Genomic DNA, 26,313 nt, shown 5'->3' with positions numbered 1-26,313 from the left:
AGCCAAGCATGTTTGAACGCCTTATCCGTTTCGCCATCGAACAGCGCTGGCTGGTGCTGTTCGTCACCCTGGGCATGGCCGCCATCGGCGTCTACAACTATTCCAAGCTGGCCATCGACGCCGTGCCCGACATCACGAACGTGCAGGTGCAGGTCAACGTGGGCGCGCCGGGCTATTCACCGCTTGAGACCGAGCAGCGCATCACCTATCCGATCGAAACGGTCATGGCAGGCCTGCCCGGCCTGCAGCAGACCCGCTCGACCTCGCGCTACGGCCTGTCGCAGGTCACCGTCATTTTCAAGGACGGCACCGACATCTATTTTGCCCGGCAACTGGTCAACCAGCGGCTGCAGGAAGCCCGGGAAAGCCTGCCGGAGGGCGTGACGCCGACCATGGGGCCGATTTCGTCCGGACTGGGCGAGATCTATCTATGGACCGTGGAAGCCGACCCGTCCGCGCGCAAGGAGGACGGCACGCCCTATACGCCGACCGACCTGCGCGAAATCCAGGATTGGGTCATCAAGCCGCAATTGCGCAACCTGGCCGGCGTGACCGAAATCAACTCCATCGGCGGCTACGCCAAGGAATACCAGGTGGCGCCCAGCACGGAGCGGCTGGCGTCCTACGGCTTGACGCTGACGGATGTGATGACGGCGCTGGACCGCAACAACGCCAACGTGGGCGCGGGCTACATCGAGCGCAATGGCGAGCAATACCTGATCCGCGCGCCGGGTCAGGTCCGTTCAATCGACGACATCAAGGACATCGTCCTGACCTCGGTGCAGGGCCAGGCCATCCGCATCCGTGACATCGCCGACGTCGGGATCGGGCGCGAACTGCGCACGGGCGCGGCCACCGACAACGGCGAAGAGGTGGTGCTGGGCACGGTGTTCATGCTGATCGGCGAAAACAGCCGCAGCGTTTCGCAAGCCGTGTCCGCGCGGCTGGACACCATCAACAAGTCGCTGCCGCAGGGCGTGAAGGCGGTGACCGTCTACGACCGCACGAACCTGATCGACAAGGCCATCGCCACGGTCAAGAAGAACCTGCTGGAGGGCGCGGCGCTGGTCATCGTCATCCTGTTCGTCTTCCTGGGCAATATCCGGGCGGCGCTGATCACGGCGATGATCATCCCCTTGTCGATGCTGTTCACCTTCACCGGCATGGTTGCCTACAAGGTCAGCGCCAACCTGATGAGCCTGGGCGCGCTGGACTTCGGCATCATCGTGGACGGGGCGGTGGTGATCGTGGAGAACTGCGTGCGGCGCCTCGCCCACGCCCAGGAGCACCACCGGCGGCCGCTGACGCGCGCCGAACGCTTCCACGAGGTGTTCGCGGCGGCGCGCGAGGCCCGCAGGCCCCTGTTGTTCGGCCAACTGATCATCATGGTGGTCTATTTGCCGATCTTCGCGCTGAGCGGGGTGGAAGGGCGGATGTTCCACCCGATGGCGCTGACGGTGGTGCTGGCCTTGCTGGGCGCGATGATCCTGTCGGTGACCTTCGTGCCAGCGGCGGTGGCGCTGTTCATGGGCAACAAGGTGTCCGAAAAGGAAAACCGGCTGATGCGGTGGGCCAAGCGCCGGTACGAGCCGCTGCTGGAAGGGGCGCTGCGCCGCACGCCGCTGGTGCTGGCCGGCGCCACGCTGTTCGTGGTGTTGTGCGGCGTGCTGGCCTCGCGCCTGGGCAGCGAATTCATCCCGAACCTGAACGAAGGCGACATGGCGATCCAGGCGCTGCGCATTCCCGGCACCAGCCTAACGCAGTCGGTCGAGATGCAAAAGCAGATCGAAAAGCGCCTGAAGGACAAGTTCCCGGAGATCGAACGCGTGTTCGCCCGCACCGGCACGGCGGAAATCGCCTCCGACGCCATGCCGCCCAGCATCTCAGACGGCTACATCATGTTGAAACCCGTGGACCAGTGGCCCACGCCGCGCAAGACGCACGCCGAGCTGCTGGCGGGCATCCAGGCGGAAGCCGCCCAGGTGCCGGGCAACAACTACGAGTTCTCGCAACCCATCCAGCTGCGCTTCAATGAGCTGATCTCGGGGGTACGCAGCGACGTGGCGGTGAAGGTCTTCGGCGATGACAACGCCGTGCTGAACAAGACGGCGGCGGAAATCGCGGCGGTGTTGCAGAAGGTGCCCGGGGCGTCCGAGGTCAAGGTCGAGCAGACCACGGGCTTGCCCATGCTTACCGTCAACATCGACCGGGCGCGCGCGGCCCGCTACGGACTGAGCCTGGGCGACGTGCAAGACACCATCGCCATCGCCGTCGGCGGGCGCGAGGCGGGCACCTTCTTCCAGGGCGACCGGCGCTTCGACATCGTGGTGCGCCTGCCCGAATCCGTGCGCGAGAACCTGGAGGCGCTACGCAAGCTGCCGGTCGCGCTGCCGCGGGCCGAGGGGCAGGCGCAGACCGCGTACATCCCCTTGAGCGAGGTGGCGTCGTTCGACCTGGCGCCGGGCCCGAACCAGATCTCGCGCGAAGACGGCAAGCGCCGCATCGTGGTCAGCGCCAACGTGCGCGGCCGGGACCTGGGGTCCTTCGTGGCGGACGCCTCCGCGGCCATCGGCGAACAGGTCAAGGTGCCTTCGGGATACTGGACCTCATGGGGCGGCACGTTCGAACAGTTGCAGTCGGCGGCCAAGCGGCTGCAGATTGTGGTGCCCGCGGCGCTGCTGCTGGTGTTTGCGCTGCTGTTCGCCATGTTCGGCAACGTCAGAGACGGGCTGGTGGTATTCACCGGCATTCCGTTCGCGTTGACAGGCGGCGTGCTGGCGTTATGGATGCGGGGCATTCCGCTGTCCATCACGGCGGCTGTCGGCTTCATCGCGCTATGCGGCGTGGCCGTGCTGAACGGGCTGGTGATGCTGTCGTTCATCAGTTCGCTGCGCGATGAAGGCAAGAGCCTCGACCAGGCGGTGCGCCTCGGCGCGCTGACCCGCTTGCGGCCGGTGCTGATGACCGCGCTGGTCGCCTCGCTGGGTTTCGTGCCCATGGCGATCGCGACCGGCACCGGGGCCGAGGTCCAGCGGCCGCTGGCGACCGTCGTGATCGGCGGCATCATTTCGTCCACCATTCTGACGCTGCTGGTGTTGCCCGCCCTTTATCGGCTGGTGCACCGGCGTGACCCCGAGGAAGAGGAGCTCGCCCATGCGAAAACTTGATCCCGCGGCGCGTCTGCCGTCGCTATCGGTCGTCATTCCCTTTCTGAACGAACGCGAGGTGTTGCCCCTGTGCCTGGCGCGCGTGCGCCGCGTGCTGGACGGCTTGGGCCTGCCGTACCAGATCGTCTTCGTCGACGACGGCAGCCGCGACGGCAGCGCCGAATACCTGCAAGGCATGCTGGCGACCGAAACGTCCTTGAAGCTGGTCCGGCTGAGCCGCAATTTCGGCAAGGAAGCAGCCATGACGGCCGGCATCGTCCATGCCGAGGGCGAGGCGGTCATCCTGCTGGACGCCGACCTCCAGGACCCGCCCGAACTGATACCCGAAATGGTGCAGGCCTGGCAGCAAGGCGCGGACGTCGTCTGCATGCGCCGGCGCAGCCGGGCAGGGGAGAGCTGGCTGAAACGCGCCTCTGCCTACGCGTTCTATCGCCTCTTGAACCGCCTTAGCCGCGCCGCGATTCCTGCCGACACGGGCGATTTCCGGCTGATGAGCCGTCGCGCGGTGCGGGCGCTGCTGAAGCTGCCGGAACGCTGCCGCTATATGAAAGGCCTGTATGCGTGGATAGGCATGCCGACCCGCATCATCGACTACGACCGCGCCCCGCGCGCGGCCGGCACGACCAAATGGAACTACTTCGCCTTGTTCCGCCTGGCGATGGAGGGCATCACGTCGTTTTCGACGGCGCCCTTGCGCTGGGCGACCGGCGTGGGCGCGGTTGCCGCGCTGCTGGGCGGCCTGCTGGGCGTGGCCGTCATCTTCAAGACCTTGATGTATGGCGACGACGTCGCGGGCTATCCGTCGCTGATGGCGACGATCACGTTCATGAGCGGCGTGCAGCTTCTGACCATCGGCCTGTTGGGCGAATACGTGGGCAAGACCTACCTGGAAGCCAAGCAACGGCCGGTGTACCTGGTGCGCGACGTGCGCAGCAGCCGCGCAACGCCGGTGACCGAGCTGCAGTCCAGTTCCCCGCTAGACGTGCGCGACTATGCGATCGACCGCTAAAGCCGCTTTTGCCGGCCTGTCCGTCATCCTGGTCATCCGGTTGGCGGCCATGGCGGTAATGCCCTTCGCAGACACGTCGGAACCTCGCTATGCCGAGATCGCCCGGATCATGGCCGCATCCGGAGACTGGATCACGCCCTGGTTCGCGCCGGGCGAACCCTTTTGGGGCAAACCGCCATTGGCCTTCTGGGCCCAGGCCGCCTCCGGCGCCTGGTTCGGCATGACCGAAATGAGCCTGCGCCTGCCGTCGTGGCTGGCGATGCTGGGCATGCTGGCCATCCTGCATGAACTGGGCCGCCGGCTGTATTCGCTGGGGGCCGCGAGGTGGGCGGTGCTGGTGTTCAGCACCATGCTGCTACCGTTGGTCGCGGCGGGCGCGGTGCTGACCGACCCGTTCCTGGCGCTGGGCATCACGCTGGGCATGGCGTCGTTCCGCCTGGCGCCCGACGCCTCGTCATGGTTTTGGCGTTATGGGCTATTCATCGGGCTGACCATCGGATTCCTGTCCAAAGGACCGCTGGCGCTTGTCTTGATGACGGGCGCGATCCTGCCGTGGCTGATCTGGCACGGCAATGGGCGGCGGTATCTGGGCGCCTTGCCGTGGGCCCGCGGAATCGCCTTGACCCTGGCGCTGACGCTGCCGTGGTATCTGCTTGCGGAGTGGAAGACGCCGGGTTTCCTGGAATACTTCATCGTGGGCGAACACGTGTTGCGTTTCATCGACCCGGGCTGGGCCGGCGACCGTTACGGGTCCGCGCACAGCCGGCCTTATGGCGCGATCTGGCTGGATTGGGTGTTGGCGACGCTGCCCTGGAGTCCGCTGGGCTTGTGGCTGCTGCTACGGGAGCGACGCGGCGAATTCGCCGCGCGGATCCGGATGTTCGGCCGTTCGCCGACCGCGTCCTATCTGTTCGCATGGGCGGTCGCGACCCCCGCGTTCTTTACCCTGTCGGGCAACATCCTCTGGACGTATGTGCTGCCCGCGCTGCCGCCGGTGGCGCTGGGCATCGGCGTCGGCCTGAGCCGGCTCGACGCGGTTCGGCTGCGCCGCGTCGCGCTCGGGTGCCTGATCCTGGTGCCCACGGCGGCGGTGGTGCTGGGCGCCTTGTCTATCGCGCAGCCCAACCGCTTCAAGACGGAGAAACAGTTGATCGCCCGCGCGGCGGCCGAGATGCAGCCGGGCGAACGGCTCTATTTCGTCGACAGCCGGCCGTTTTCGGCCCGCTTCTATTCGGGTGGCAGTGTCGGCATCGTGTCCCGGAAACGGCTGGGCGACATATTGCCGGGACGAGGCGGCCGGGTATTGCTGGCGGTCGAGAAGGGCGACCTGGCGGACATCCGCGACCGTATCACGGGTGTGATTGCTCCGCTCTACACCAGCCGACGATACGTCCTGCTAAGCGTTTCCATCGTGGAAAAACGTTAACGTGACAACGGCTTGCGTTAGATTGACAACTATTTTGGCGCCTATTTACTTGCAAATGGATCCTATTTATACTCCCGCCCGGAGTCGCCCCCCGATGGGTCGGCTTTCGCGTCATTGACTCTTGCTGCTCCTAGGTCGCACTGAGGATGACCGCCAATCATGGTGACGCCTCAACAGGGCGCTTGGAGAAGAGCAAGATGGCTAAGGCCAGAATTCAGAACGCGCGGGCAGGGTTCCCGCTGAACCGCCGTGCCGCGGCGATCGCCGCCGCGCTGGCCGGCTTGTCCAGCATGGCGCACGCCCAGACGGCGCCTTCCGCGCCCGCCGCGGCCACCGGACAAGCCGGGGAACTGGCTGCCGTGACCGTGACCGGCGACTGGTTGGGCACCCCGACCGAAGAAAAAGTGCTGTCCCACCCGGGCGCCCGCACCGTCGTCGAACAACAGCAGATCCAGGAAAGCGGGTCCAGCAGCGTGCGCGACGTGCTGCGGCAGATTCCCGGCGTCCAGGTGCAGGACAGCAACGGCACCGGCGGCAGCGACGTGTCGCTGAACGTCGGCGTGCGCGGCCTGACCTCGCGCCTGTCGCCCCGGTCCACGATCCTGATGGACGGCGTGCCGATGGCCTACGCGCCTTACGGCCAGCCGCAGCTGTCGCTGGCGCCCGTGTCGCTGGGCAACCTGGAATCGGTCGACGTGGTGCGCGGTGCGGGCTCGGTCCGCTATGGCCCGCAGAACGTGGGCGGCATCATCAACTTCGTGACGCGCGCGATCCCGCAGGACTTCACGACCAGCCTGAACGTCGGCAGCGAAATCTACAGCCACGGCGGCAACGTCAAGACCACGCCCAGCCTGTTCGTGGGCGGCACCACTGACAAGGGGCTGGGCGGCGCGCTGCTGTATTCGGGCACGCATGGCGACGGCTATCGGTCCAGCAACGATTCGACCGACATCGACGACGTGATCCTGAAGGGCGCCTACCGCTTTTCGGCGACCGACGACGTGGCCGTGTCGCTGCACCATTTCGAAGGCAAGGGCCGGATGCCCGGCGGCCTGACCACCGCGCAGTACTCGGAAGACCCGTTCCAGTCGACCCGCCAGTACGACCAGTTCACGGGCCGCCGCACGGACGGTTCGCTGAAGTACACGCACAATGACGGCGTCAACAACTTCGAAGTGCTGACGTACTACGTGGATTCGTACCGCGGCAGCTATATCGAGCAGGGCGGCACCGGCGCCACCGCCAACCAGTTCCGCCTGACCAGCGCGCCGCGCAGCTATCACTATTTCGGCTTCGAACCGCGTTATTCGCGCCTGTTCGATTCGGGTTCGTTCGTGCAGGAAGTCACCGTCGGCTACCGCTACCTGAAGGAAAGCAGCTCGGAAGTGGCCGGGCGCACCGCCTACTACAACCCGGCCGCCGGCGGCGATGCGTTCGACCTGAACATGCCCACCTACCAGACGAGCGACGGCGGCACCACCGCCCACGCCTTCTACATCGACGACCGCATCGACATCGGCAAGTGGACGATCACGCCCGGCGTGCGCTTCGAAAGCATCAGCACCTACAACAACGTCACCAACTTCAACACGGCGACCGGCGCCGTCACCAGCGCCTTGTCGCCGTCGATCGATTCGCGCGTGACCTTGCCGACGATGTCGGTGCTGTACCGCGTGGACGACAAGTGGTCGCTGTTCGCCAACGCCGGCAAGTCATTCGGCCCGCAGCAATACAGCCAGCTGGCGTCCACCACCGAAGGCCTGCACCCGGAAACCGCCAAGACCTATGAGATCGGCACGCACTTCGCGGGCCAGGCCTGGAGCGGCGAACTGACCCTGTTCAACATCGATTTCGACAAGGAATTGCAGCTGACGCGGTCGATCGTGGGCGAGGGCATGTGGACCGACTTGGGCGCCACCCGCCATCGCGGCGTGGAATCCGCCTTGCGCTACGACATGGGCGACCTCAGCGACGCCTTGCGCGGCCTGTCCGTCTACGCCACCTATACGTATACGCAAGCCATCGCCAAGGCTGGCGCCTTCGAAGGCCGCGACCTGCCGCTGTACTCGCGCCAGGTGGCGTCCGTCGGCGCCCGGTATGCCGTGCAGCGCTGGACCTTCAATGCCGACGTCTTCGCGCAATCCAAGCAGCGTTCGCCGGGTTCGCCGGACGCCGGCGCGGGCTATGTCACCGAGGAAGACGCCAGCGGACGTCTGGGCGACATCCCCGGCTTCGCCACGGTGGCGTTGCGGGCAGGCTATGATTTCGGCCGCGACATGAACAACCTGAAACTCGCCGTGGGCGTAAAAAACCTGTTCGACCGCCGCTACTTCACGCGCTCCACCGACAACAACGGCGGCAAGTTCGTGGGCCAGCCGCGCACGATCTACATGCAGGCCTCGATGGCCTTCTAAGCACCGTGAGCAATGCATTGACCGGATCGTTCTTGTGAAAGGCCTGCGCGGCGTGTGGCTGCGGGTGCACCGCTGGCTGGCGCTCAGCGCCGGCTGGGTCCTGATCTTTTCAGGCCTGTCCGGCGCGGCGCTCGTCGTCACGCCGGCCCTGGACCGCTGGGCGAATCCGCAGCTGTTCCAGGCCCGTTCGGAGTTGGCGCCCGGCCAGGCGGGCGTCACGCTGGAATCCGTGCTGCGGTCGGCCAGGCAGGAATTCGGCGACGGCGCGAACCTGGTGTTCCGGCCCGCCCGCGCCCCGGGCGAAACGCTGGAAGTGCGGGTGCGCGGCGGATGGCGCGGCACGCTCTACCTGGACCCGGCCACCGGGGCCGAACAGGGCCGGCGCGGTGAAACCGAGGGCGCGGCCAATGTGCTGTTCAAGCTGCACAGCGCGCTGTACCTGGACAGCACCGGCAAGGCCATCCTGGCCTGGGTGGCGCTGGCCTACCTGCTCCTGCTGATCACCGGGCTGATCCTGTGGTGGCCGCGCCATTGGGCGAAAGGCTGGAACATCGCGCTGGACCGTGGCCTGTTGCGGTCGCTGTTCGACCTGCACCGGGTGGGCGGCGCGACGCTGGGCCTGCTGATCGCGGTATCGGTCGCCACCGGCGCCTACATGGCGTGGCGTCCGCTGGGCGCCGCCGTAACGTGGCTAAGCGGCGCGACCCCGGTCAAAGCGCCGAAATTGCCGGCCATGGCCGCCAACGCCATTGCCGGACAGCCGCTGACGCTGGATCAATTGGCGGCGAAAGCCGTCGCGCAATTCCCGGAACCAGCGCCCATCGGCTACATCGTCGTGCCGCCGCACGCCGGCGCCCCGACGCGTTTCCGCATGATGCTGGACGATGATCCGCATCCCAACGGCATGACTTCGGTCTGGATCGACCCGCGCACGGCCGACGTCCTGGCGGTGCAGCGCTGGAACACGCTGGACCCGGGCGCGCGGGCGACAGCCGTGGTCTACCCGCTGCACACGGGCGAACTGGGCGGCGTGGCGCTGGAAACCGCAGTCGCCATCGGCGGGCTGACGTTGGGCGGCCTGGGCATCAGCGGCGTGTGGCTCTGGTGGCGCCGCCGCGCCGTCAAGCTGGCGACGGCCAAGGCGCGCAACCGCTGACGTGGCGCCCGGCGGGGCGCGGGAATACTATTTGCTGATCACTTCCCGGTCTAGAGGAGTCGATCATGGCAACAAGAACCATCTGGAAAGGGGCCATCTCCTTCGGCCTCGTGCACATCCCCGTCGGGCTGCATACCGCCACCACGGAGTCCGGCGTGGACTTCGACTGGCTGGACAAGCGCTCCATGGACCCGGTCGGGTACAAGCGCATCAACAAGCGCACCGGCAAGGAAATCGACAAGGACAATATCGTCAAGGGCGTGGAGTATGAAGACGGCCAGTACGTCATCATTTCTCCGGAGGAGATCGCCGACGCCTATCCGCGCACGACGCAAACCATTGAAATACAACAGTTCGTCGACGCGGCGGACGTGTCCTTCGTCTACCTTGAGCGGCCTTACTACGTCGCGCCGATCAACAAGGGCCAGAAGGTGTATGCCTTGCTGCGCGACACCTTGGCCAAGACCGGCAAGATCGGCATCGCCAAGGTAGTCATCCAGACCAAGCAGCATCTGGCCGCGCTGATCCCGTCCGGGGACGCGCTGGTATTGAACCTGATGCGATGGGGCGACGACGTCAAGCCGCAAGACGAGCTGGACCTGCCCAAGTCCGGCGCCCGCGGCATGACGCCGAGCGCCAGCGAATTGAAGATGGCCAAGATGCTGGTCGAAGACATGTCCGGCAAGTGGGACCCCGAGCAATACAAGGACGAATTCAAGGCGGCGGTCATGGGGCTGGTGGCCAAGAAGGTCAAGGCCGGCAAGACCGAGACCGTCCTTGAACGGCAAGAGGAAACGCCCGCCTATGCGGACAACGTGATCGATCTGACCGAATTGCTGCAGCGCAGCCTGAAGGGCGGCAAGAAGACGGCGCCCGCCGCCGCGAAGAAGGCGGCGGCCCGCAAGACGCCGGCCAAGAAGGCGTCCGCCAAAGCGGTGAAGGGGGCCAAGGCCACCAAGGCGGCGCGGCCCCGCAAGGCGGCGTGACATGGCCGACAGCCTGAAGACGTATCGCAAGAAGCGCGACTTCAAGGTCACCCCCGAACCCGCCGAGGGCGGCGAGGCAAACGAAGCGGCCCGCGCCTTCGTCATCCAGAAGCATTGGGCCAGCCGGCTGCATTATGACTTCCGGCTGGAACTGGATGGCGCGATGAAGAGCTGGGCGGTGCCCAAGGGCCCCAGCTACGATCCCGCCGTCAAGCGCATGGCCGTGCAGGTCGAAGACCATCCCATTGCCTACAACCAGTTCGAAGGCCAGATTCCCGAAGGCCAGTACGGCGCCGGAAAGGTCATCATCTGGGACGAGGGCCGCTGGATGCCGGTCGGCGACGCGCGCAAGGGCTACCGCGACGGCCACCTGAAGTTCGACCTGCAGGGTGTGAAAATGCAAGGCCGCTGGGCGCTGGTGCGCATGAAGGGCAAGGAGTCCGACAAACAACCGGCCTGGCTGCTCATCAAGGACCGCGACGACTTTGCGCGTCGCGAACGCGAGTTCAGCGTCGTCGACGAAATGCCCGACAGCGTGGTGCCCTTGCGCAAGAAGAGGCCGGCGAAGACCGCGGCACGGTCGGCGCCAAGACGGCACGACGGAGCGTCCGCAGGGGACGAGGCGGCGTTGCCCGGCCGGGCGGCCGACCTGCCGGCGTCGCTGAAGCCCCAGCTGGCCACACTGGCGGACGGCACGCCGCCGGGCTCGGAAGACTGGCTCTATGAATTGAAGTTCGACGGCTACCGGCTGCTGGCGCGCCTGGACGGCGACACCGTCACGCTGCATACGCGCAACGGGCACGATTGGAGCGCGAAGCTGCCGCATCTGGTCGACGCCTTCGGACGGCTGCCTGCGAAATGCGCCTGGGTGGACGGCGAGGCCGTGGTGTTGGACAAGCAAGGCGTGCCCAATTTCCAGGCGTTGCAGAACGCCTTCGATGGGGAAGCCACCGGGGACATCGTGTTCTACGCCTTTGACCTGCCGTTCATTGGCGGGCGGGACCTGCGCCAGGAACCGCTGCGCGTGCGCCGGGCGCTGCTGGCTCAATTGATGGCCGCCAGCCACGATGACTCTCTGCGATTCAGTGAAGCGTTCGACCAGACGCCTGCCGATCTGGTCGCGTCCGCGTGCAAGATGGGGCTGGAAGGCATCATCGCCAAGCGCCAGTCCGCCCCTTACGTGTCGCGTCGCAGTGATAACTGGCTGAAGATCAAATGCGGCCGCCGCCAGGAGTTCGTCATCGTCGGCTATACCGCGCCGCAAGGCGCGCGCGAGGGCCTGGGCGCGCTGCTGCTGGCTGTGCACGAGGACGACGGCGCGCTGCGCTACGCCGGCAAGGTCGGCACCGGCTTCGACCGCCAAGGCCTGCTGTCGCTGCAGCAAAAGCTCGCCCGCATCGAGACCCCCGACAAGCCCGTGACGGGCGGCGAGGGCAGGGGCGTGCATTGGGTCAAGCCGGAACTGATCGCTGAAGTGGCGTTCGGCGACTGGACAAGCGGCGGACATATCCGCCACGCCGTGTTCCAGGGCTTGCGGACGGACAAGCCGGCGCGCGAGATCACCCGGGAAAAGGCGGCCGCAGTCTCGCGCGCGCCCACTGCGACGACGCAGGCCAAGCCCGCGGGCAAGATCGGCAAGCTGACGCATCCCGAACGGGTCATCGACCCGTCGACCGGGCTGACCAAGCTGGACCTGGCGCGCTACTACGGTCTGGTCGCGCCCTTGCTGCTGGAACATCTGAAATCCCGTCCGGTCTCGTTCCTGCGCGCGCCGGGCGGCATCCAGGGACAGCTGTTCTTCCAGAAGCACCTGGAAGCCGCCATGCCCGGGGTCAAGTCCTTGCCGCCCAAGCTGGATCCCGGCCACCCGCCGCTGCTGGAAGTACCCACTGCCGAAGCGGTGCTGTCTGCCGTGCAGATGAACGTGGTGGAGTTCCACACCTGGAACGCCGTGAAGACCGCCATCGGCAAGCCCGACCGCATGCTGTTCGACCTGGACCCGGGTGAAGGCGTGGCATGGCCTGCCGTGCAGCAGGCGGCCCAGCTGGTGCGCACCATGCTTGACGAGATCGGCCTGACGCCCTGGTTGAAGACCAGCGGGGGCAAGGGCTTGCACGTGGTGGTGCCGCTGCGCCGGCAGTACGACTGGGACACCATCAAGGCGTTTTCACACGCAATCGTCGCGCATCTGGCGGCGACGCTGCCGAAGCAGTTCGTGGCCAAGAGCGGGCCGAAGAACCGGGTCGGCAAGATCTTTGTCGACTATCTGCGCAACGGCTTCGGGGCCACGACGGTGGCGGCCTGGTCCGCCCGGGCCCGGCCGGGGCTGGGCGTGTCGGTGCCGGTGGCGTGGGACGAGTTGGCGAAACTCAGCGGCGGCGCGCACTGGACCATCGCCAATATCCACACGCGTTTGGACGCCGGCAACACGCCTTGGGATGGGTATGCGCCGCAAGCGCCAGGGCGGGCCATGGCCGCGATCGATTTCCGGCCTGGAAGTGACTAGGTGTCGCCCAGCAAACGGCTGATGGCTTGCGCCTCTTGGCGCACCGCCTGCCCGACGCGGCCATCCGCGGACGGATCGAAGCCGCCGGTCGCGCCCAGCGCGGTCAGCACGGCGCAGGGCCGGCCCGCATAGTTGTAGATCGGAGCCGATATGGCGCTGATGCCGCGCAAGTTCGTGTCGCGCACCACGGCGCAGCCCGCCGCCTGCACGGACCGCTGCAGCGCGCCGATCGGATCATCGGCATGCAGCAGCGCCCGCTGTTCGGCCGTGGCGGCCGCCAGTTCGGCTTCGGCCAGCGCCCGCACGGCGTTCTCGTCCAGCGTCGCCAGCAGGACCTGGCCGGTGGCGGACCACAGCATCGACAGTACCGACCCGACGCGCACGTTCACCGTGACCGGCAGCCCCGGTTCTTCAAATCGGACGATTGTGGGGCCCTTGTTGCCCATCACGGCCACGAAGCAGGTCACTTCCAGGGCCTCGCGCAGCCGGATGAGCGACGCTTCGGCCAGGCGGATGGGATCGGCCTGTCGCATGGCGGCAAGGCCCAGCAACAAGGTCTCCAGTCCCAGAAAGTATTGCTGGGTGGCCGCGTCCTGGCCGACCAGGCCGCCCTCCATCAGGCTGACGAGATAACGGTGCACCTTGGCGGGGCTTTCTTCGATCCGCGCGGCAATCACGCTTAAACCCGCGCGGCCGCCAAGTTCGCCCAGCGCTTTAAGGACGGCCATGCTGGTTTCGGCCGCCTGCACGCGCTGGCGGCGTTCGCGGGGACGAGGAAGGTCGGAAGTGGCGGTCATTGCGGCAGGGAGGAGGGGGACAGGCGAAGGGTAAACCGGGTTTATCGAATTACGCAATGCGTATATGATTTACGCATAAAACAGATTACACCTGGAGCGCAGACATGTCCCAACCCGCCCAACCCCCGTCCGGCTGTCCCATGCATGGGGCCGCCGCCAGCGGCTGTCCCGTGCACGTCAGTGAGCGCGCCGCCGAGTTCGACCCGTTCGGCGACGGCTACCAGCAGGATCCCCCTGAATACGTGCGATGGGCGCGCGAGCAGGAACCGGTCTTCTACAGCCCGAAACTGGGTTATTGGGTGGTGACCCGTTACGACGACATCAAGGCGATCTTCCGGGACAACATCACATTCAGCCCGTCCATCGCGCTTGAGAAAATCACCCCGACTGGCCCGGAAGCCAACGCCGTGCTGGCGTCCTACGGCTATGCGATGAACCGCACGCTGGTCAACGAGGACGAGCCGGCCCACATGCCGCGGCGGCGCGTCCTGATGGAGCCGTTCACGCCCGACGCGCTGAAGCACCACGAACCGATGGTGCGGCGCCTGACGCGCGAATACGTCGACCGCTTCATCGACGACGGCCGCGCCGACCTGGTCGACCAGCTACTTTGGGAAGTTCCGCTGACGGTGGCCCTGCATTTCCTGGGCGTCCCGGAAGAAGACATGGACCTGCTGCGCCGCTATTCCATCGCGCACACGGTCAATACCTGGGGCCGTCCCAAGCCCGAGGAACAAGTGGCCGTGGCGCACGCGGTCGGCAATTTCTGGCAATTGGCCGGCAAGATCCTGGACAAGATGCGCCAAGACCCCGACCAGCCCGGCTGGATGCAGTACGGCCTGCGCAAACAGCGCGACTACCCGGACGTCGTCACCGATTCCTATCTGCATTCGATGATGATGGCGGGCATCGTCGCAGCGCACGAAACGACGGCCAACGCTTCAGCCAACGCGCTGAAGCTGCTGCTGCAACACCCCGACGCGTGGCGCGACCTTTGCGAGGATCCCTCTTTGATCCCCAACGCGGTGGAAGAATGCCTGCGGCACAACGGGTCGGTCGCGGCCTGGCGCCGGCTGGCCACCTGCGACACCACGATTGCCGGCATCCCGATCCCGGCGGGCGCCAAGCTCCTGATCGTCAGCTCGTCCGCCAACCATGACGAACGCCAGTTCGCCGATGCGGACCTGTTCGACATCCGGCGCGACAACGCCAGCGACCAGCTCACCTTCGGCTATGGTTCGCATCAATGCATGGGCAAGAACCTGGCGCGCATGGAAATGCAGATTTTCCTGGAGGAACTCACGCGCCGTCTGCCGCACCTGCGCCTGGCTGCCCAGCAGTTCACCTACGTGCCCAACACCTCGTTCCGCGGCCCCGAGCACCTATGGGTGGAATGGGACCCGGCGCAGAACCCCGAGCGCCGCCGACCGGAGCTGTTGGCGCAACGGCAACCCGTGCGCATCGGCGAACCCTCGGCCCACGCCAGCGCGCGCACGCTTGTGGTCGAACGCGTGGAACCCGCCGCGCAAGGCATCGTCATGCTGACGCTGGCCTCGCCCGACGGCAAGGCGCTGCCGCGCTGGGCGCCGGGCGCGCATATCGACATCGAATGCGGGGACACCGGCCTGTCCCGGCAATATTCGCTTTGCGGCGACCCGACGGATGCCGGCCGCCTGCGCATCGCCGTCCTGCGCGAAACCGATGGGCGCGGCGGTTCGGCTTGGGTGCATGACAACGTCAAACCCGGCCAGCGCCTGCGCGTCCGAGGTCCGCGCAACCATTTCCGGCTGGACGAAAGCGCAGCCAAGGTCATCTTCATTGCGGGCGGCATCGGCATCACGCCGATCAGCGCCATGGCCCGGCGGGCACAGGCGCTTGGCATCGATTACGCGCTGCATTACAGCGGCCGCACACGGGCCGGCATGGCCATGCTGGCGGAACTGGCCGCCCTGCATGGCGACCGGCTTCACGTGCATGTCAGCGCAGAGGGCAGCCGCAACGATTTCGGCGCGCTGCTGGCGCAGCCGGACGCGAACACCCAGCTCTACGCCTGCGGGCCGGAGCGCCTGCTCGATGCGTTGCAACAAGCCTGCGCGCACTGGCCGCAGGACGCATTGCGGGTCGAGCATTTCCATTCGACGCTGGGCACGCTTGATCCCGACCGCGAACATGCGTTCGAGGCCGAACTGAAAGACTCGGGGCTGGTGGTGACCGTGCGCGCCGACCAGACACTGCTGGCCGCGTTGCGCGCCGCCAATATCGACGTGCAAAGCGATTGCGAAGAAGGCCTGTGCGGGTCCTGCGAGGTCAGCGTGCTGGCCGGAGACATCGACCATCGCGATGTGGTGCTGACCCGCGCCGAGCGCGAGGCCAACCGCAAGATGATGAGCTGCTGTTCGCGCGCCTGCGGCCAGCGCATCGTGCTGGAACTGTAAACGGACGAGCGGGCGCGCAGGCGGGGTGAACGGGGCGGCTAGCGGGCGTCCGCCAGGGCACGCTGCACGGCCGGCCGCGCGGCGACACGGGCGAGGTAGGCGGTCAGCTTCGGAAACTGCGTCAGGTCGACCCCGTCGCCTTCGAGCCAGCTGCCGATGGTGAACAAGTAGCCATCGGCCACGCTGTAGTCCTCGCCAGCGACCCACGGGCCGACGATCTGGCCTTCCAGGTACGCGGCGCAAGCCGTCATCGTCTGCGGGACCTTTGCGCGCATCGCCTCGTGCGCGGCGGGATCGTCGGCCCATCGCGCGCCGCGCCGCTTGTGCGCGTGCGCCACGTGCGCCGTTGCCGCCAGATAGCTTGTCAGCTCTTGCAGCCGGGCAAACGCAAAGGGATCGTCCAGCGGCGCCAGCCGGGCTTGCGGAAAACGCTGCGCCACAAACGCGAGGAGAGCAGGCGTCTCGGTCAGCACGCCATGTTCGGTGGCCAGCGCCGGCACGCGCCCCTTGGGGTTCACGCGCAGGTACTCGGGGCTTTGCTGCTGCCCCGCGGCAAAATCCAGCTTGACCAGGTCAAAATCGGCGCCGGCTTCGTGCAGCGCAATGTGGGTCGCCAGCGCGCAGGTGCCAGGGGCGGAATAAAAGGTCCAACGGGCCATCGTCATCCTCTATCGGTATGGGGCAAGAAGTCGTCGGGTCGCCTTGCGTGGGGACCCGAACCCCGACCACGATAGCAAACTCTGGTACGGTTGGCGCAGCGCTGGGCGCGCAAGCCGGCAGCGGCTTAGGGAATAGGCGCCCGCATGACCAGGGCCGTGATGGTATGGCCCTGCCAGAAGACGCCGTGTATCCGGGGCAGCAGGGCGCGCAATTGCGCCGGACCCGTCCCATTGAACGTCACGAGCACCGCAGGCCGGGACAGGTCGCCAGCAATCCGCTCGATATGGTCGAAAGACGGGAATCCATACTTGACCAGAAACGCCCTGACGTCTTCGTCGGACGTGTCGTCTGCCACATGGTTGATCAGCAGTTCTGCCATCACGGCTCTCCCTTTCGGCGCTAGAACTTCTGCGGGACTTGCCTGACCGCGTGGTCCGGCTCGCGGTAGCCTTGGGGCTTTTGCCGCTTAGGCAGTTTTATCGTCTTCCTGGGCAAGGCCTTATACGGAATGCTCTGGAGGAGATGGCTGATGATGTTGAGCCGCACGCGCCTTTTATTGTTCGAGTCGGCGACGAACCAGGGCGCATAGTCCGTGTCGGTCGCGGTGAACATGTCGTCGCGCGCGCGGGAATAGTCATACCAGTGGCTGTACGAATCCAGGTCCAGCTTCGAGAGCTTCCAGATCTTGCGCCCATCGTGGATGCGTGCCTGGAGGCGGCGGGTTTGTTCCGCTTCGCTGACTTCAAGCCAGTACTTCAGCAGGAGGACGCCTGATTCAATGATGGCCCGTTCGACCAGCGGCACCGCCTTCAAGAAAGACTTGACCTGATCCTTCGTGCAAAAGCCCATCACGCGTTCCACGCCCGCGCGGTTGTACCAGCTGCGGTCGAAGATCACGATCTCGCCGGCTGCGGGCAGGTGGGGGAGATAGCGTTGGACATACATCTGCGTCTTTTCGCGCTCGGTGGGCGTCGGCAGGGCGACCACGCGGAACACGCGTGGACTGACGCGCTCGGTAATGGCCTTGATCGTGCCGCCTTTTCCGGCCCCATCGCGTCCTTCGAACAGGATGCAAACCTTGGCGCCGGTGTGGACCACCCACTGCTGGAGTTTGACCAGTTCGACGTGCAGCCGCGCCAGTTCCTGGTCATACGCCTTGGCCGACAACCGGTTCTTTTCTTGTCCGCCATTTTCCGCTTCGCCTTTCTTTGCCATCACTGTTCTCCTAAATTTGCGTTCGCGAACCTAAGGGACGTTCGATGCCAGCCGGCGTTTGGGGCGCCCGCTTGGCATTGTGGGCCGGGACGCCACGACGCGTCCATGATGATTCCGGCGAAAACGCGTCAGCCAGGCTGCGCGTGCAGATCGAAACGGTGTCGTGTCTCGGAGGGGGTCTCGAGGAACAGCGCGCGGTAGCGTGCCGCCGCGTAGGTGGAATACGGGTAGCCGTGCAGCTGGAAGCAATCCGCCACGGTCGTGCGGCGGTTCGCGCTGTGGGCCAGATCCAGATAGACGTCATGAAGTTTGCGCAGGCAAAGGTAGTGTCCCGGCCCCATGCCGAAACAGGCCTGGCAGAAATCCCGCAGGCTGCGTTCGCTGATCCGCATGCGCTTGCACAAGTCGTTCACATCCACGGTCCGGCCTTGTTCGCGCACGGCCGCCAAGGCGGTTTCGCACAGCTGCGGCATTGGCGACCCGGGGCGACCCTTGCCCCGGCCGTGCGGGACGCGTGAGGCGACAAGGTCGGACAAGCGCTGCTCGATCACCCGGCGGCCAATCGCCGGTGGACAGGCCGGGGCCATCGACATGAGGGCCGCCTCTCGCAGGGCGGCCAATTGCAGATAGTCTGTTTGCACTATGTTGGTCACGCGCGCCCATTGCCGCAGCGTCTGCGCGACCAAACCGCTACCCGAAAACAGCGCCGAACCGGCCGGCACCGCGATGGAGATCCATTCGTTGGGTCCCGCGGCCCGAAAGACGAATCCCTTGCCGGGCGCCACGATCCCCAAGGATCCCCGGTCAAAGGGAACCCCATTCAACCAGGTCTGGCTGGGCGACGGTTGGGACAAGAGCAGCGTCAAGCGGGACGGCCAGCCCACGCTCTCGCACAGGTTCGGCACGGCCGCAATGCCGTGCTGGACGTCAATCCCATCCACATCCCGCTGGCCGGCTCTCCAACCGCCGTCTCGGGATCCCAGTAGAAACACCCGGGCCCCGGTGTCGAAGATAGCGTCGGCGTACGCTTCGAACGAGTCGAAATGGTGAAGGTCCATCTGGCCCTCCGCAGGTGGGACCTGACGACATATTGCCGAAATTAGCATGGACTTACCGTTCAGTCACTGGTGAAAATGCACTTCACGTTCTCTTGCATGGCATACCGAAGCGAAGACCACCCTGACGAAGTGTCGAGTCGTCAGCCTCCCAGTGGGAAGATGGGGTTCTCTATGTTTCTTGCCAAATCCAGGCCTGGACTCGCCATTGCGTCAGCCATGGCGGCGGCGCTTTTGCCTGCTACCGGACAAGCCGCCGGGGGGCACCTCGAAGATGCCATTGCCGATGTGCTTGTGTGGGTGGTGCTTGTGCTTGTCCCCGTGCTTGCCATCTGGATCTTCTGGAAGCTGCACGTCTTGCCGGAAGTCATCGCCGAGAAACGGCATCATCCCCAAGCCGAGGCCATCAAATCGCTCTGCCTGCTGTCGCTGGCGTTCGGGGGAATGCTATGGCCCTTCGCGTGGCTGTGGGCGCATACGAAACCGATCGGTTACCGGCTGGCCTACGGCCGCGACAAGCACGATGATTTCTACCAGGAGATGGGCGCCAAGGAAGACGTCACGGCGACCGGCGACCGCGCGGCGGATGCCGGCGCTGCCCATCACGAAGCACGGCCAGGTCCTGAACCCACGGCTTGACGAGGGGTCGACATGCTGGAACTCATTTGCGTCGTCTATGGGCTGCTGGTCTGGCTCGTCTTCATCAAGTTCAAGCTGCTTCCGTGGAACATCCAATCCCAGGTGGGCGTCGTCGCCGTGGGCGCGGCCGGCTTGGCCGCGCTTGTCCTGACGATCAACGTGGTCACGCCGTCTTCGACGGAATTGCGGGTCATCAACTACGTCGTCGAGATCGTGCCCAGGGTGACCGGGCGCGTGGTGGAGATTGCCGTGGAAGGGAACCGGCCGATCAAAAAGGGCGACGTGCTGCTGCGCCTTGACGCCGAACCCTATCAGCTGAAGGTCAGGCAACTGGAAGCCAAGCTGGTGGATGCCCAGGCCAACCAGCAGTCCCTGGACCGGGATCTTGCGTCGGCGCAAGCGATGACGGCGGCCGCCTTGGCGCAAGTCGACCTGGCCCGCATGCGGTTGCGCCAAAGCACCGCCTTGGCGGCCCGCGGCGCAGGCAGCCAATACGACGTGCAGAGCTTCCAAAGCGAATTGAAGGTCCGGCTTGCAAACTGGGAGGCGTCGCGGGAAGCGGAACGCAAGGTCCGGCTGAGCGTGGGCGCGGTGTTCGACGGGGACCAGGTCGCCGTCGCGCAGGTCAAGGCCGAGCTGGACACCGCGAAGTGGGAACTTGCGCAGACCACGCTTTATGCGCCCGCCGATGGCTACGCGATCAACCTGCAAGCCCGAGTCGGCTCGTATGCGGCGGCGATACCGCTACGCCCCATCATGTCGTTCGTGGAAACCACGCAGCAGGTGATCGCCTTCTTCGACCAGAATCAACTGACCAAAGTCAAACCCGGCAACGAGGTGGAGGTGTCGCTGCGCACCGTGCCGGGGCACGTCTTCAAGGGCAAGGTGAATTCGATCGTCTGGGCGACGTCCCCAGGGCAGCTCCAGGCGTCCGGGCTGCTTCCCGGCACGACCAGCGAGGGCGACCACGCCGCCGCGCCCATGCAGTACGCGGTGCGCATCGACCTGGAGACGCCGCAGGACATGGCCTTGGCCATGGGCGCGGCCGGCAAGGCGGCCATCTACACCGACAGCCTAGGGGCGCTGCACATGGTGCGCAAAGTGATCTTCCGCGTCTCCGCCAAGCTTGATTATCTGGTTCTCAAGCTTCACTGATGGGGCCGACATGGCAGCGCGCCGCATGATCGCCCCCCGCGTCCTCGCAACGGTGTGCAGCGCCACCGCCTTGATGGCGGGCTGCGCCAATCTGGAGCCGCCCGCAAGCGATGCCTTGTACCAGGAGGCGATGGCGGGCACGCAAGTGCCGGCCCACTGGGCCGCCAGCGTAGAGGCCGCCGCGTTCGCGCCTCAGTGGGCCGGCTTTCCCGAACACGGCACGCTGCAATCGCTGATCGATGAAGCACTGGCCAACAACATGGACCTGCGGGTTGCCGCCAGCCGGATGCAACAGGCGGCGCACCAGGCCAGGTTGGCGGGCGCCGACTTGCTGCCGACCATCGGCCTGGGCGCGCGGGCGGCGACGGACCCGACGCCCGGCAGCGCCTTTTCGGCCAACGGCTATGCCGTGCTGATGAATTGGGAGATCGACCTGTGGGGCAGGGCGCGGGCGGAAAAGAAAGCCGGCGAGGCCGGATACCGTTCGTCGGAAGCCGACTACGCCTATGCCCGCCAATCGATCGGCGCATTGACGGCCCGAAGCTGGCTGGCAGCCCTGGAAGCCAGCGGCCAACTCGCCCTGGCGCACGAATTGGAAAGCACCACCGGCGAACAGCTCAAGCTGATCCAGTACCGCCGCCGCATCGGAAAGGTCAGCGAACTGGACGTCGCGCAATGGTCGGAGCAGGTCGCCGCCGCCGCGGATGTGGTCGCCCAGCGGGAACAGGCCCGGGCACAAGCCTTGCGCGCGCTGGAGCTGATACTGGGCCGTTACCCTGCCGGCGCGGCGCAAGCCGACGAGCCGATTCCGGACGCGCCCGCTCCGCTGGCCCCAGGAATGCCGCTGGACCTGCTGGAGCGCAGGCCCGACCTGGTCGCGGCGCGCGAGCGGCTGGTGTCGGCGTACTTCGGCGCAGAGGAAGCGAAAGCGGCCCGCTTGCCGGCGATAGCGATATTCGCCGGGGCGGGACGCTTCACGAAGGATTACTCCGGTTTGGCGACCAGCATGCAAAGTTGGGTCTTCCCGGTCGGGGCGTCCCTGGCGTGGCCCCTGTTCGACGCAGGACGCCGGCAGATCACGCTGGAATTGCGCACGGAGCAGCAACGGGAAGCCTTGGCGCTGTACGCCCGCGCGATCCTCTCCGCGATGACGGAAGTCGAGAACGGCCTGACGGGCGAACAGCAGCTGGCGCTGCGCGAACGGGCGATCCAGCGCCAGTATGCCGAAAGCAGCCGGGCCCTGGAACTGGCGCGGGTTCAACGGCAGATTGGCCAGTTCGACGATTTCGACGTGCTGCAGCGCAAGCGCGATCTCCTGCGGGTGCAGAGCGACCTGATGCACGTGCGCGCGCAGCGGCTGGTCCAGCGCGTGAACCTGCACCTTGCGCTGGGCGGCCGCTTCGCGTCGGCAGCGCCCACGGAGGGTGCCGCCGGCGCTTCATCCTCTGGGGCGTCCCAGCCGCTTACCGTTGCGGCGCCGACTCGTTGACGCCGCACCATTGCGCGATGAATAGGGCAATGGCTTTGGTAATCAGCCGAAGCGACTCGATGTGGACGCGTTCGTCAAAGCCGTGGATGTCGAGCGATTTGGGACCGTAGACCAACGTGGGCATGTTGCCGTAGATCACGAATACACGCGCATCCAGGTACCCCGGCGTGGTGAAGCTTTCCAGGTCGCTCTTGAAGGCCTGCTTGTGGCATTCGCGCAGCGTGTTCTCGGCGTCGCTGCCTTCCTCCAGCACATAGCCTTCGGCATAGAAACCGGTGTAGGTCACCTCGGGCGGCGTGCCGCCGAACCTCGGGTCGGTGGCGGCGTCGCGCAGGCAGGCGTCGATCTGCTCGCGTGCCTCATCGGCGGTGGTACCCGGGTAGATCGCCGCGCGCACATCGAATTCGCACCAGGGCGGAACCGTCGACGGCCAATCTCCGCCCTCGATCTTGCCGATGTTGAAGTTGATGGGGTGGTCCAGGTGTTCGAAGTGGCGGTGGCAGTGGTGCTGGCCGTTCCATTTGACCTCCAGGCCGCGCAGTGCCTGGATCGCCGCATAGGCGGCGTCGATGGCGTTGAAGCCGTTGGCCATTTCGCGGGTATGCGTGGGGTGGCCTTGCACCCGGACCTTGAACCACAGCACGCCGACATTGGCGCGCACCAGCATGTTCTCTTCGGGTTCCGGAATGATGACGGCGTCGGCCTGATAGCCGCGCAGCAACGCCGCCAACGCGCCGTTGCCGGTGCATTCCTCTTCGACGACCGACTGGAAGTAGATCGGCGCGGCAGGCGCGTAGCCAGCGGCGCGCACCGCGTCGTAGGCATACAGGTTGGCGGCCAGGCCGGCTTTCATGTCCGCCGCCCCGCGGCCGTACATCCAGCCGTCGATGATCGCCGGATCCCACGGCGAGCGGCTCCACATGTCGACCGGGCCCGTCGGCACCACGTCGATGTGCCCATTGAGGATGAGTGAGCGGCCGGCCTGGTGTTCAGGCCGATAGGTGCCGACGACGTTGAAGGCGTTTTCGTAGGAGACCGTGACGGGACCGAAGCCGGGATGGGACGCGATGTCCTTGACGTCGATGCGCCAGCGGTCCATTGCGAAACCGCGCCGGCGCATGGCTTCATACAGGAAATCCTGGGCGGTATGCTCCTGCTCGCGCAGCGACGGGAACCGGACCAGGTCCTGGGTGAACGCAAGCTGCGCATCGAATTGCGCGTCGACCGCCTGGAGGATGCGCTGGGTCTGCGCCTCGGTGAGCGGCTGGGGAGTGGGGGATTGCGTCATGCGGATTCCTTCAAAGAGGGAGGGATCGGGGGCTTGCGGCCGACACGGAGGCGCGCGGCGCGTTCAGGGCCAGGCGGCGCTTGTGGCCGGCCAGCGCCCAGAGCGAGAAGAGCGTGATGGCCGACAAGGTCGAATAGAAGATCGCCAGGGGCAGCCATTGCCCGGGATAGTGGTACGTCAGCCAGGTGCCGACCAGCGGCGTCATGCCGCCGGCCACCGCGCCGCACAGCTGGTACGACAACGAAATGCCGGAATACCGCACGTGCGTGGCGAACGCCGAGCTGATGTATCCGGCCATCGCCGAATAGATCGCGGCCATGAACACCAGCACGATGGAGATGCCCGCGATGATGCTGAACGCGGTGCCTTGGCTGACCAGCATGAACATCGGGTAGGGCGCCAGCACCGAGCACGCCGCGGCGGTGATCAGCACGCGGCTGGGACCGAACGCGTCCGCCAGCCACGCCGCCAGCGGTTGGACCAGGAACTGGATGATGGCGACGACGAACAGGCAGTCCAGGATCAGCGTGCGCGGCAGGCCCAGCGTCTGCGTCGTGTACGACAGCATGAAGGTGTTGGTGAAGTAGATGCCGCCGATCGCCACCGTGCAGACGCCCATGCACAGCAAGACGGTGCGCCAGGCGGTGCGCAGCACTTCCTTGGCGGGAATCTCCGCACGCTCCTGGCGTTCGAGCACCTTCGCGAAGTCGGGCGATTCATTGACCCCCACGCGGATGAAGTAGCCCACCGCCAGCAGGACGGCGCTGATCAGGAACGGCACCCGCCAGCCCCAGCTGACGAAATCGGCTTCGTCCAGCGTCGTCAACAGGCGGAAGGCCAGCAGCGACAGGATCAATCCCGCCGGGCTGCCCAACTGCGCGAACGACGCGGCGAACGTGCGCCGGGCCTGCGTCGCGTGCTCGCCCGCCATCAGCACGGCGCCGCCCCATTCGCCGCCAACCGCCAGGCCTTGCGCCAGGCGCAGCAGCAAGAGCAGGGCGGGGGCCCACAGGCCTGCGGTGGCGTAGCTGGGCAGCAGGCCGATGCCGACCGTGGCCACGCCCATGATGACCAACGTGGCCATCAGGGCGTTCTTGCGCCCGACGCGGTCACCGAGGTGTCCGAAGATGACGCCGCCCAGCGGACGCGCCAGGAAACCGGCGGCGAACGTGCCGAAGGACGCCATGGTGCTGATGAAGGGGTCTGCGGTGGGAAAGAACACCTTGCCAAAGACCAATGCGGCGGCCGTGGCGTAGATGTAGAAGTCATACCACTCGATGGTGGTTCCGACGAATGCGGCGGTTGCGGCCCGTACGGGCTGACGCGCCGTAGAAGGATTGGCGGGAGCGGCCATGTTTTCCTCTTGGCTGAATATCGTTGTTCGAAGGCGCGTTTATCGCTCCGAGCTCGACATAACGTCAATTTATGCTTTCTAATAATCGACTTAAGCCATCTTGATGTCTGGCGAAAACAGGGGGCTCCAGCCTGTTTCCGCGGGGCAAGGCCAAACATCGGTTAACGACGCCCGACCCTCATGACACCTGCCACGCTACTCGACACCCGCGCCGGCGATCGGCTGGACTGGAACCTGCTCCGTACGTTTCTGGTCATCGTTCAAGAACGGAGCATCAGCGGTGCCGCCACCAAATTGCACCTGACGCAATCGGCGGTCAGCCAGGCCTTAAAGCGCCTGGAAGATCAATTGGGGCGGCGGCTGATCGAGCGGCACAACATGGCCTTCACGGTCACGAACGCCGGAGAGGAAGCCTGCCGGGCAGCCGAGGCCATCTACGGCAGCGTGTCTCAGTTGCTGGCGGATGTCTCGCAGACGAAGGTGGAAGCCACCGGACGAATCCACCTGCTTGTGGCAAGCCGGATTCATTCAACCGTGTACGACGAGTTCTGGGCGGATTTCCATCGCGCGTTCCCGCGGATCGACGTGCAGATGGACGTGATGCCAAGCAGCGACATCGTGACGCTGATGCAGCAGCGGGCCGCCACGGCGGGTATCGCGTTAAGCCGCCGGATGCCCAAGCGGCTGGAGAGCAAGGTCTTCCTGCAACAGCGGTATGCGCTGTTCTGCGGCCGCAACCACGCCTTGTTCGGCAAGCCCGACATCCGCATCGAGGACTTGCTGGGCGAGAATTTCGTGTCGTTCGCCAGCGACGCCCTGGGCGACAGCCTTTCCCCGCTGACCATCTTCCGCGACCAGCGCGGCTTTTCAGGCCGCATCGTGGCGTCCTCGACGCAGCATGACGAGGTCAAGCGCCTGCTGATCGCGGGGTTCGGCATCGGCTGCCTGCCGGAGCACAGCGTCCAGACGGACCTGGAACAAGGGCGGCTGTGGCGTCTGCCGCCCGGGGAAGGGGTCTGCTCGGTCGAGCTGCATCTGCTGTGGCACCGCGACGCGCAGCTGACGCCCGCCGAGACGGCGTTCCTGAAGCATTTCCGGGACTACATCGACGGCTTTTCCATGGCGGAGCGCCTGGCTTCCCATGAATTGGCCGTGCAATAGGCCAGAGCCCCGGGCTGGAACTACAGGCGCTGCCCGCCCGTCGCGTCGATGCTTTGGCCGGTGATCCAGCGGCCCTCGTGCGATGCCAGGAACGCGACGATGTCCGCGATGTCTTCCGGCAGCCCCACGCGGCCCAGCGCGATCGTCTTGGCAATGACCTGGCTGATCTCGGGATCGCGCGCGCGCTGGTTGAGGTCGGTGCTGGTGGCGCCCGGCAGGACCGCGTTGACCGTGATGCCGCGTGCGCCCAGTTCGGCGGCCAGCAGCAGGCTAAGCGCTTCCAGCCCCGCTTTCGCAGGCGCATAGACGCTCATCTCGGGATAGGCGGCCCGGGTGCCCATCGATGAAATGTTGATGATGCGGCCGTTGTCGCGCAGGAACGGCAGGCAGTGCTGGATAAG

Annotated in this window: 20 protein-coding genes; 12 read left to right on the top strand and 8 right to left on the bottom strand. The window is 66.0% G+C overall.

Going from position 1 to position 26,313, the window contains the following annotated elements:
• Positions 1–8: 8 nt before the first annotated feature.
• The 7 genes from ACO6D5_RS10220 to ligD all read left to right on the top strand — a co-directional run bounded on the left by ACO6D5_RS10220 (position 9) and on the right by ligD (position 12,664).
• Complete coding sequence (locus tag ACO6D5_RS10220; protein ID WP_315845490.1) at positions 9–3,167, top strand: CusA/CzcA family heavy metal efflux RND transporter; 3,159 nt, start codon at positions 9–11, stop codon at positions 3,165–3,167.
• Positions 3,154–4,176 (top strand): glycosyltransferase family 2 protein, encoded by a 1,023-nt coding sequence (locus tag ACO6D5_RS10215; RefSeq protein ID WP_485825300.1) that lies wholly within the window; start codon positions 3,154–3,156, stop codon positions 4,174–4,176. Before ACO6D5_RS10220 ends, ACO6D5_RS10215 begins: the two co-directional genes overlap by 14 nt.
• Entirely contained in the window at positions 4,160–5,602 is a 1,443-nt protein-coding gene (locus tag ACO6D5_RS10210) for an ArnT family glycosyltransferase (RefSeq protein WP_485825299.1), read from the top strand. Before ACO6D5_RS10215 ends, ACO6D5_RS10210 begins: the two co-directional genes overlap by 17 nt.
• A gap of 197 nt (positions 5,603–5,799) precedes the next feature.
• Positions 5,800–8,016, top strand: a complete 2,217-nt coding sequence (locus tag ACO6D5_RS10205; protein WP_485825298.1) for a TonB-dependent receptor family protein — start codon at positions 5,800–5,802, stop codon at positions 8,014–8,016.
• A 34-nt stretch (positions 8,017–8,050) separates the two neighbouring features.
• Entirely contained in the window at positions 8,051–9,172 is a 1,122-nt protein-coding gene (locus ACO6D5_RS10200; protein ID WP_485825297.1) for a PepSY-associated TM helix domain-containing protein, read from the top strand.
• 65 nt (positions 9,173–9,237) lie between these two features.
• Positions 9,238–10,158 (top strand): non-homologous end joining protein Ku, encoded by a 921-nt coding sequence (ku, locus tag ACO6D5_RS10195; protein WP_485825296.1) that lies wholly within the window; start codon positions 9,238–9,240, stop codon positions 10,156–10,158.
• A gap of 1 nt (position 10,159) precedes the next feature.
• Positions 10,160–12,664: a DNA ligase D gene (gene ligD, locus ACO6D5_RS10190; RefSeq protein ID WP_485825295.1), complete on the top strand. Its 2,505-nt coding sequence runs from the start codon at positions 10,160–10,162 to the stop codon at positions 12,662–12,664.
• Here the strand turns inward: ligD and ACO6D5_RS10185 are convergent.
• Positions 12,661–13,461 (bottom strand): IclR family transcriptional regulator, encoded by an 801-nt coding sequence (locus ACO6D5_RS10185; RefSeq protein ID WP_485825294.1) that lies wholly within the window; start codon positions 13,459–13,461, stop codon positions 12,661–12,663. The two genes, ligD and ACO6D5_RS10185, sit on opposite strands and share 4 nt — an antisense overlap.
• A 104-nt stretch (positions 13,462–13,565) precedes the next feature.
• Between ACO6D5_RS10185 and ACO6D5_RS10180 the strand changes: the two genes are divergently transcribed.
• Positions 13,566–15,896, top strand: a complete 2,331-nt coding sequence (locus ACO6D5_RS10180; protein ID WP_485825293.1) for a cytochrome P450 — start codon at positions 13,566–13,568, stop codon at positions 15,894–15,896.
• Positions 15,897–15,934: 38 nt separating this feature from the next.
• Here the strand turns inward: ACO6D5_RS10180 and ACO6D5_RS10175 are convergent, their stop codons facing one another.
• From ACO6D5_RS10175 to ACO6D5_RS10160, 4 genes are all read right to left on the bottom strand, one after another.
• Positions 15,935–16,555 carry a glutathione S-transferase family protein gene (locus tag ACO6D5_RS10175; protein ID WP_485825292.1) on the bottom strand — a complete coding sequence of 207 codons (621 nt, stop codon included), beginning with the start codon at positions 16,553–16,555 and terminating at the stop codon, positions 15,935–15,937.
• A gap of 125 nt (positions 16,556–16,680) precedes the next feature.
• Positions 16,681–16,935: an RNA-binding protein gene (locus ACO6D5_RS10170; protein WP_315847177.1), complete on the bottom strand. Its 255-nt coding sequence runs from the start codon at positions 16,933–16,935 to the stop codon at positions 16,681–16,683.
• A 20-nt stretch (positions 16,936–16,955) separates the two neighbouring features.
• The gene (gene ppk2 / locus ACO6D5_RS10165; RefSeq protein WP_485825291.1) at positions 16,956–17,771 is read right to left on the bottom strand and encodes a polyphosphate kinase 2; all 816 of its coding nucleotides are present in this window, start codon (positions 17,769–17,771) and stop codon (positions 16,956–16,958) included.
• Positions 17,772–17,899: 128 nt separating this feature from the next.
• Entirely contained in the window at positions 17,900–18,877 is a 978-nt protein-coding gene (locus ACO6D5_RS10160; RefSeq protein WP_485825290.1) for a helix-turn-helix domain-containing protein, read from the bottom strand.
• A gap of 123 nt (positions 18,878–19,000) precedes the next feature.
• Between ACO6D5_RS10160 and ACO6D5_RS10155 the strand changes: the two genes are divergently transcribed.
• The 3 genes from ACO6D5_RS10155 to ACO6D5_RS10145 are packed head-to-tail and all read left to right on the top strand — an operon-like array spanning position 19,001 to position 22,109.
• The gene (locus ACO6D5_RS10155; protein ID WP_485825289.1) at positions 19,001–19,465 is read left to right on the top strand and encodes a DUF3302 domain-containing protein; all 465 of its coding nucleotides are present in this window, start codon (positions 19,001–19,003) and stop codon (positions 19,463–19,465) included.
• Between the two features lie 12 nt (positions 19,466–19,477).
• Positions 19,478–20,620: an HlyD family secretion protein gene (locus ACO6D5_RS10150; protein WP_485825288.1), complete on the top strand. Its 1,143-nt coding sequence runs from the start codon at positions 19,478–19,480 to the stop codon at positions 20,618–20,620.
• A 25-nt stretch (positions 20,621–20,645) separates the two neighbouring features.
• Positions 20,646–22,109 carry a TolC family protein gene (locus ACO6D5_RS10145; protein ID WP_485825287.1) on the top strand — a complete coding sequence of 488 codons (1,464 nt, stop codon included), beginning with the start codon at positions 20,646–20,648 and terminating at the stop codon, positions 22,107–22,109.
• On the opposite strand, the gene ACO6D5_RS10140 is transcribed toward ACO6D5_RS10145, so the two are convergent.
• Together ACO6D5_RS10140 and ACO6D5_RS10135 are read right to left on the bottom strand one after the other, a co-directional pair.
• Positions 22,084–23,397: an ArgE/DapE family deacylase gene (locus ACO6D5_RS10140; protein WP_485825286.1), complete on the bottom strand. Its 1,314-nt coding sequence runs from the start codon at positions 23,395–23,397 to the stop codon at positions 22,084–22,086. The two genes, ACO6D5_RS10145 and ACO6D5_RS10140, sit on opposite strands and share 26 nt — an antisense overlap.
• A gap of 10 nt (positions 23,398–23,407) precedes the next feature.
• Positions 23,408–24,751, bottom strand: a complete 1,344-nt coding sequence (locus ACO6D5_RS10135; RefSeq protein ID WP_485825285.1) for an MFS transporter — start codon at positions 24,749–24,751, stop codon at positions 23,408–23,410.
• Between the two features lie 180 nt (positions 24,752–24,931).
• Between ACO6D5_RS10135 and ACO6D5_RS10130 the strand changes: the two genes are divergently transcribed.
• Entirely contained in the window at positions 24,932–25,912 is a 981-nt protein-coding gene (locus ACO6D5_RS10130) for a LysR family transcriptional regulator (protein ID WP_485825284.1), read from the top strand.
• A gap of 20 nt (positions 25,913–25,932) precedes the next feature.
• On the opposite strand, the gene ACO6D5_RS10125 is transcribed toward ACO6D5_RS10130, so the two are convergent.
• Positions 25,933–26,313: SDR family oxidoreductase (locus ACO6D5_RS10125; protein WP_485825283.1), on the bottom strand; the 381-nt coding region annotated here is incomplete at its 5' end.

This window comes from Achromobacter sp. (genome assembly GCF_057314935.1).
The sequence above is the reverse complement of the archived record's forward strand: the minus strand, read 5'-3'. Positions and strand labels throughout refer to the sequence as shown.

Coding starts and splice junctions, on each gene's coding strand:
- ACO6D5_RS10215 (WP_485825300.1), top strand. CDS start 3,154: ATGCGAAAACTTGATCCCGCGGCGCGTCTGCCGTCGCTATCGGTCGTC.
- ACO6D5_RS10220 (WP_315845490.1), top strand. CDS start 9: ATGTTTGAACGCCTTATCCGTTTCGCCATCGAACAGCGCTGGCTGGTG.
- ACO6D5_RS10175 (WP_485825292.1), bottom strand. CDS start 16,555: ATGGCCCGTTGGACCTTTTATTCCGCCCCTGGCACCTGCGCGCTGGCG.
- ku (WP_485825296.1), top strand. CDS start 9,238: ATGGCAACAAGAACCATCTGGAAAGGGGCCATCTCCTTCGGCCTCGTG.
- ACO6D5_RS10140 (WP_485825286.1), bottom strand. CDS start 23,397: ATGACGCAATCCCCCACTCCCCAGCCGCTCACCGAGGCGCAGACCCAG.
- ACO6D5_RS10180 (WP_485825293.1), top strand. CDS start 13,566: ATGTCCCAACCCGCCCAACCCCCGTCCGGCTGTCCCATGCATGGGGCC.
- ACO6D5_RS10205 (WP_485825298.1), top strand. CDS start 5,800: ATGGCTAAGGCCAGAATTCAGAACGCGCGGGCAGGGTTCCCGCTGAAC.
- ACO6D5_RS10185 (WP_485825294.1), bottom strand. CDS start 13,461: ATGACCGCCACTTCCGACCTTCCTCGTCCCCGCGAACGCCGCCAGCGC.
- ACO6D5_RS10210 (WP_485825299.1), top strand. CDS start 4,160: ATGCGATCGACCGCTAAAGCCGCTTTTGCCGGCCTGTCCGTCATCCTG.
- ACO6D5_RS10160 (WP_485825290.1), bottom strand. CDS start 18,877: ATGCTAATTTCGGCAATATGTCGTCAGGTCCCACCTGCGGAGGGCCAG.
- ACO6D5_RS10135 (WP_485825285.1), bottom strand. CDS start 24,751: ATGGCCGCTCCCGCCAATCCTTCTACGGCGCGTCAGCCCGTACGGGCC.
- ACO6D5_RS10130 (WP_485825284.1), top strand. CDS start 24,932: ATGACACCTGCCACGCTACTCGACACCCGCGCCGGCGATCGGCTGGAC.
- ligD (WP_485825295.1), top strand. CDS start 10,160: ATGGCCGACAGCCTGAAGACGTATCGCAAGAAGCGCGACTTCAAGGTC.
- ACO6D5_RS10155 (WP_485825289.1), top strand. CDS start 19,001: ATGTTTCTTGCCAAATCCAGGCCTGGACTCGCCATTGCGTCAGCCATG.
- ACO6D5_RS10150 (WP_485825288.1), top strand. CDS start 19,478: ATGCTGGAACTCATTTGCGTCGTCTATGGGCTGCTGGTCTGGCTCGTC.
- ACO6D5_RS10145 (WP_485825287.1), top strand. CDS start 20,646: ATGATCGCCCCCCGCGTCCTCGCAACGGTGTGCAGCGCCACCGCCTTG.
- ppk2 (WP_485825291.1), bottom strand. CDS start 17,771: ATGGCAAAGAAAGGCGAAGCGGAAAATGGCGGACAAGAAAAGAACCGG.
- ACO6D5_RS10170 (WP_315847177.1), bottom strand. CDS start 16,935: ATGGCAGAACTGCTGATCAACCATGTGGCAGACGACACGTCCGACGAA.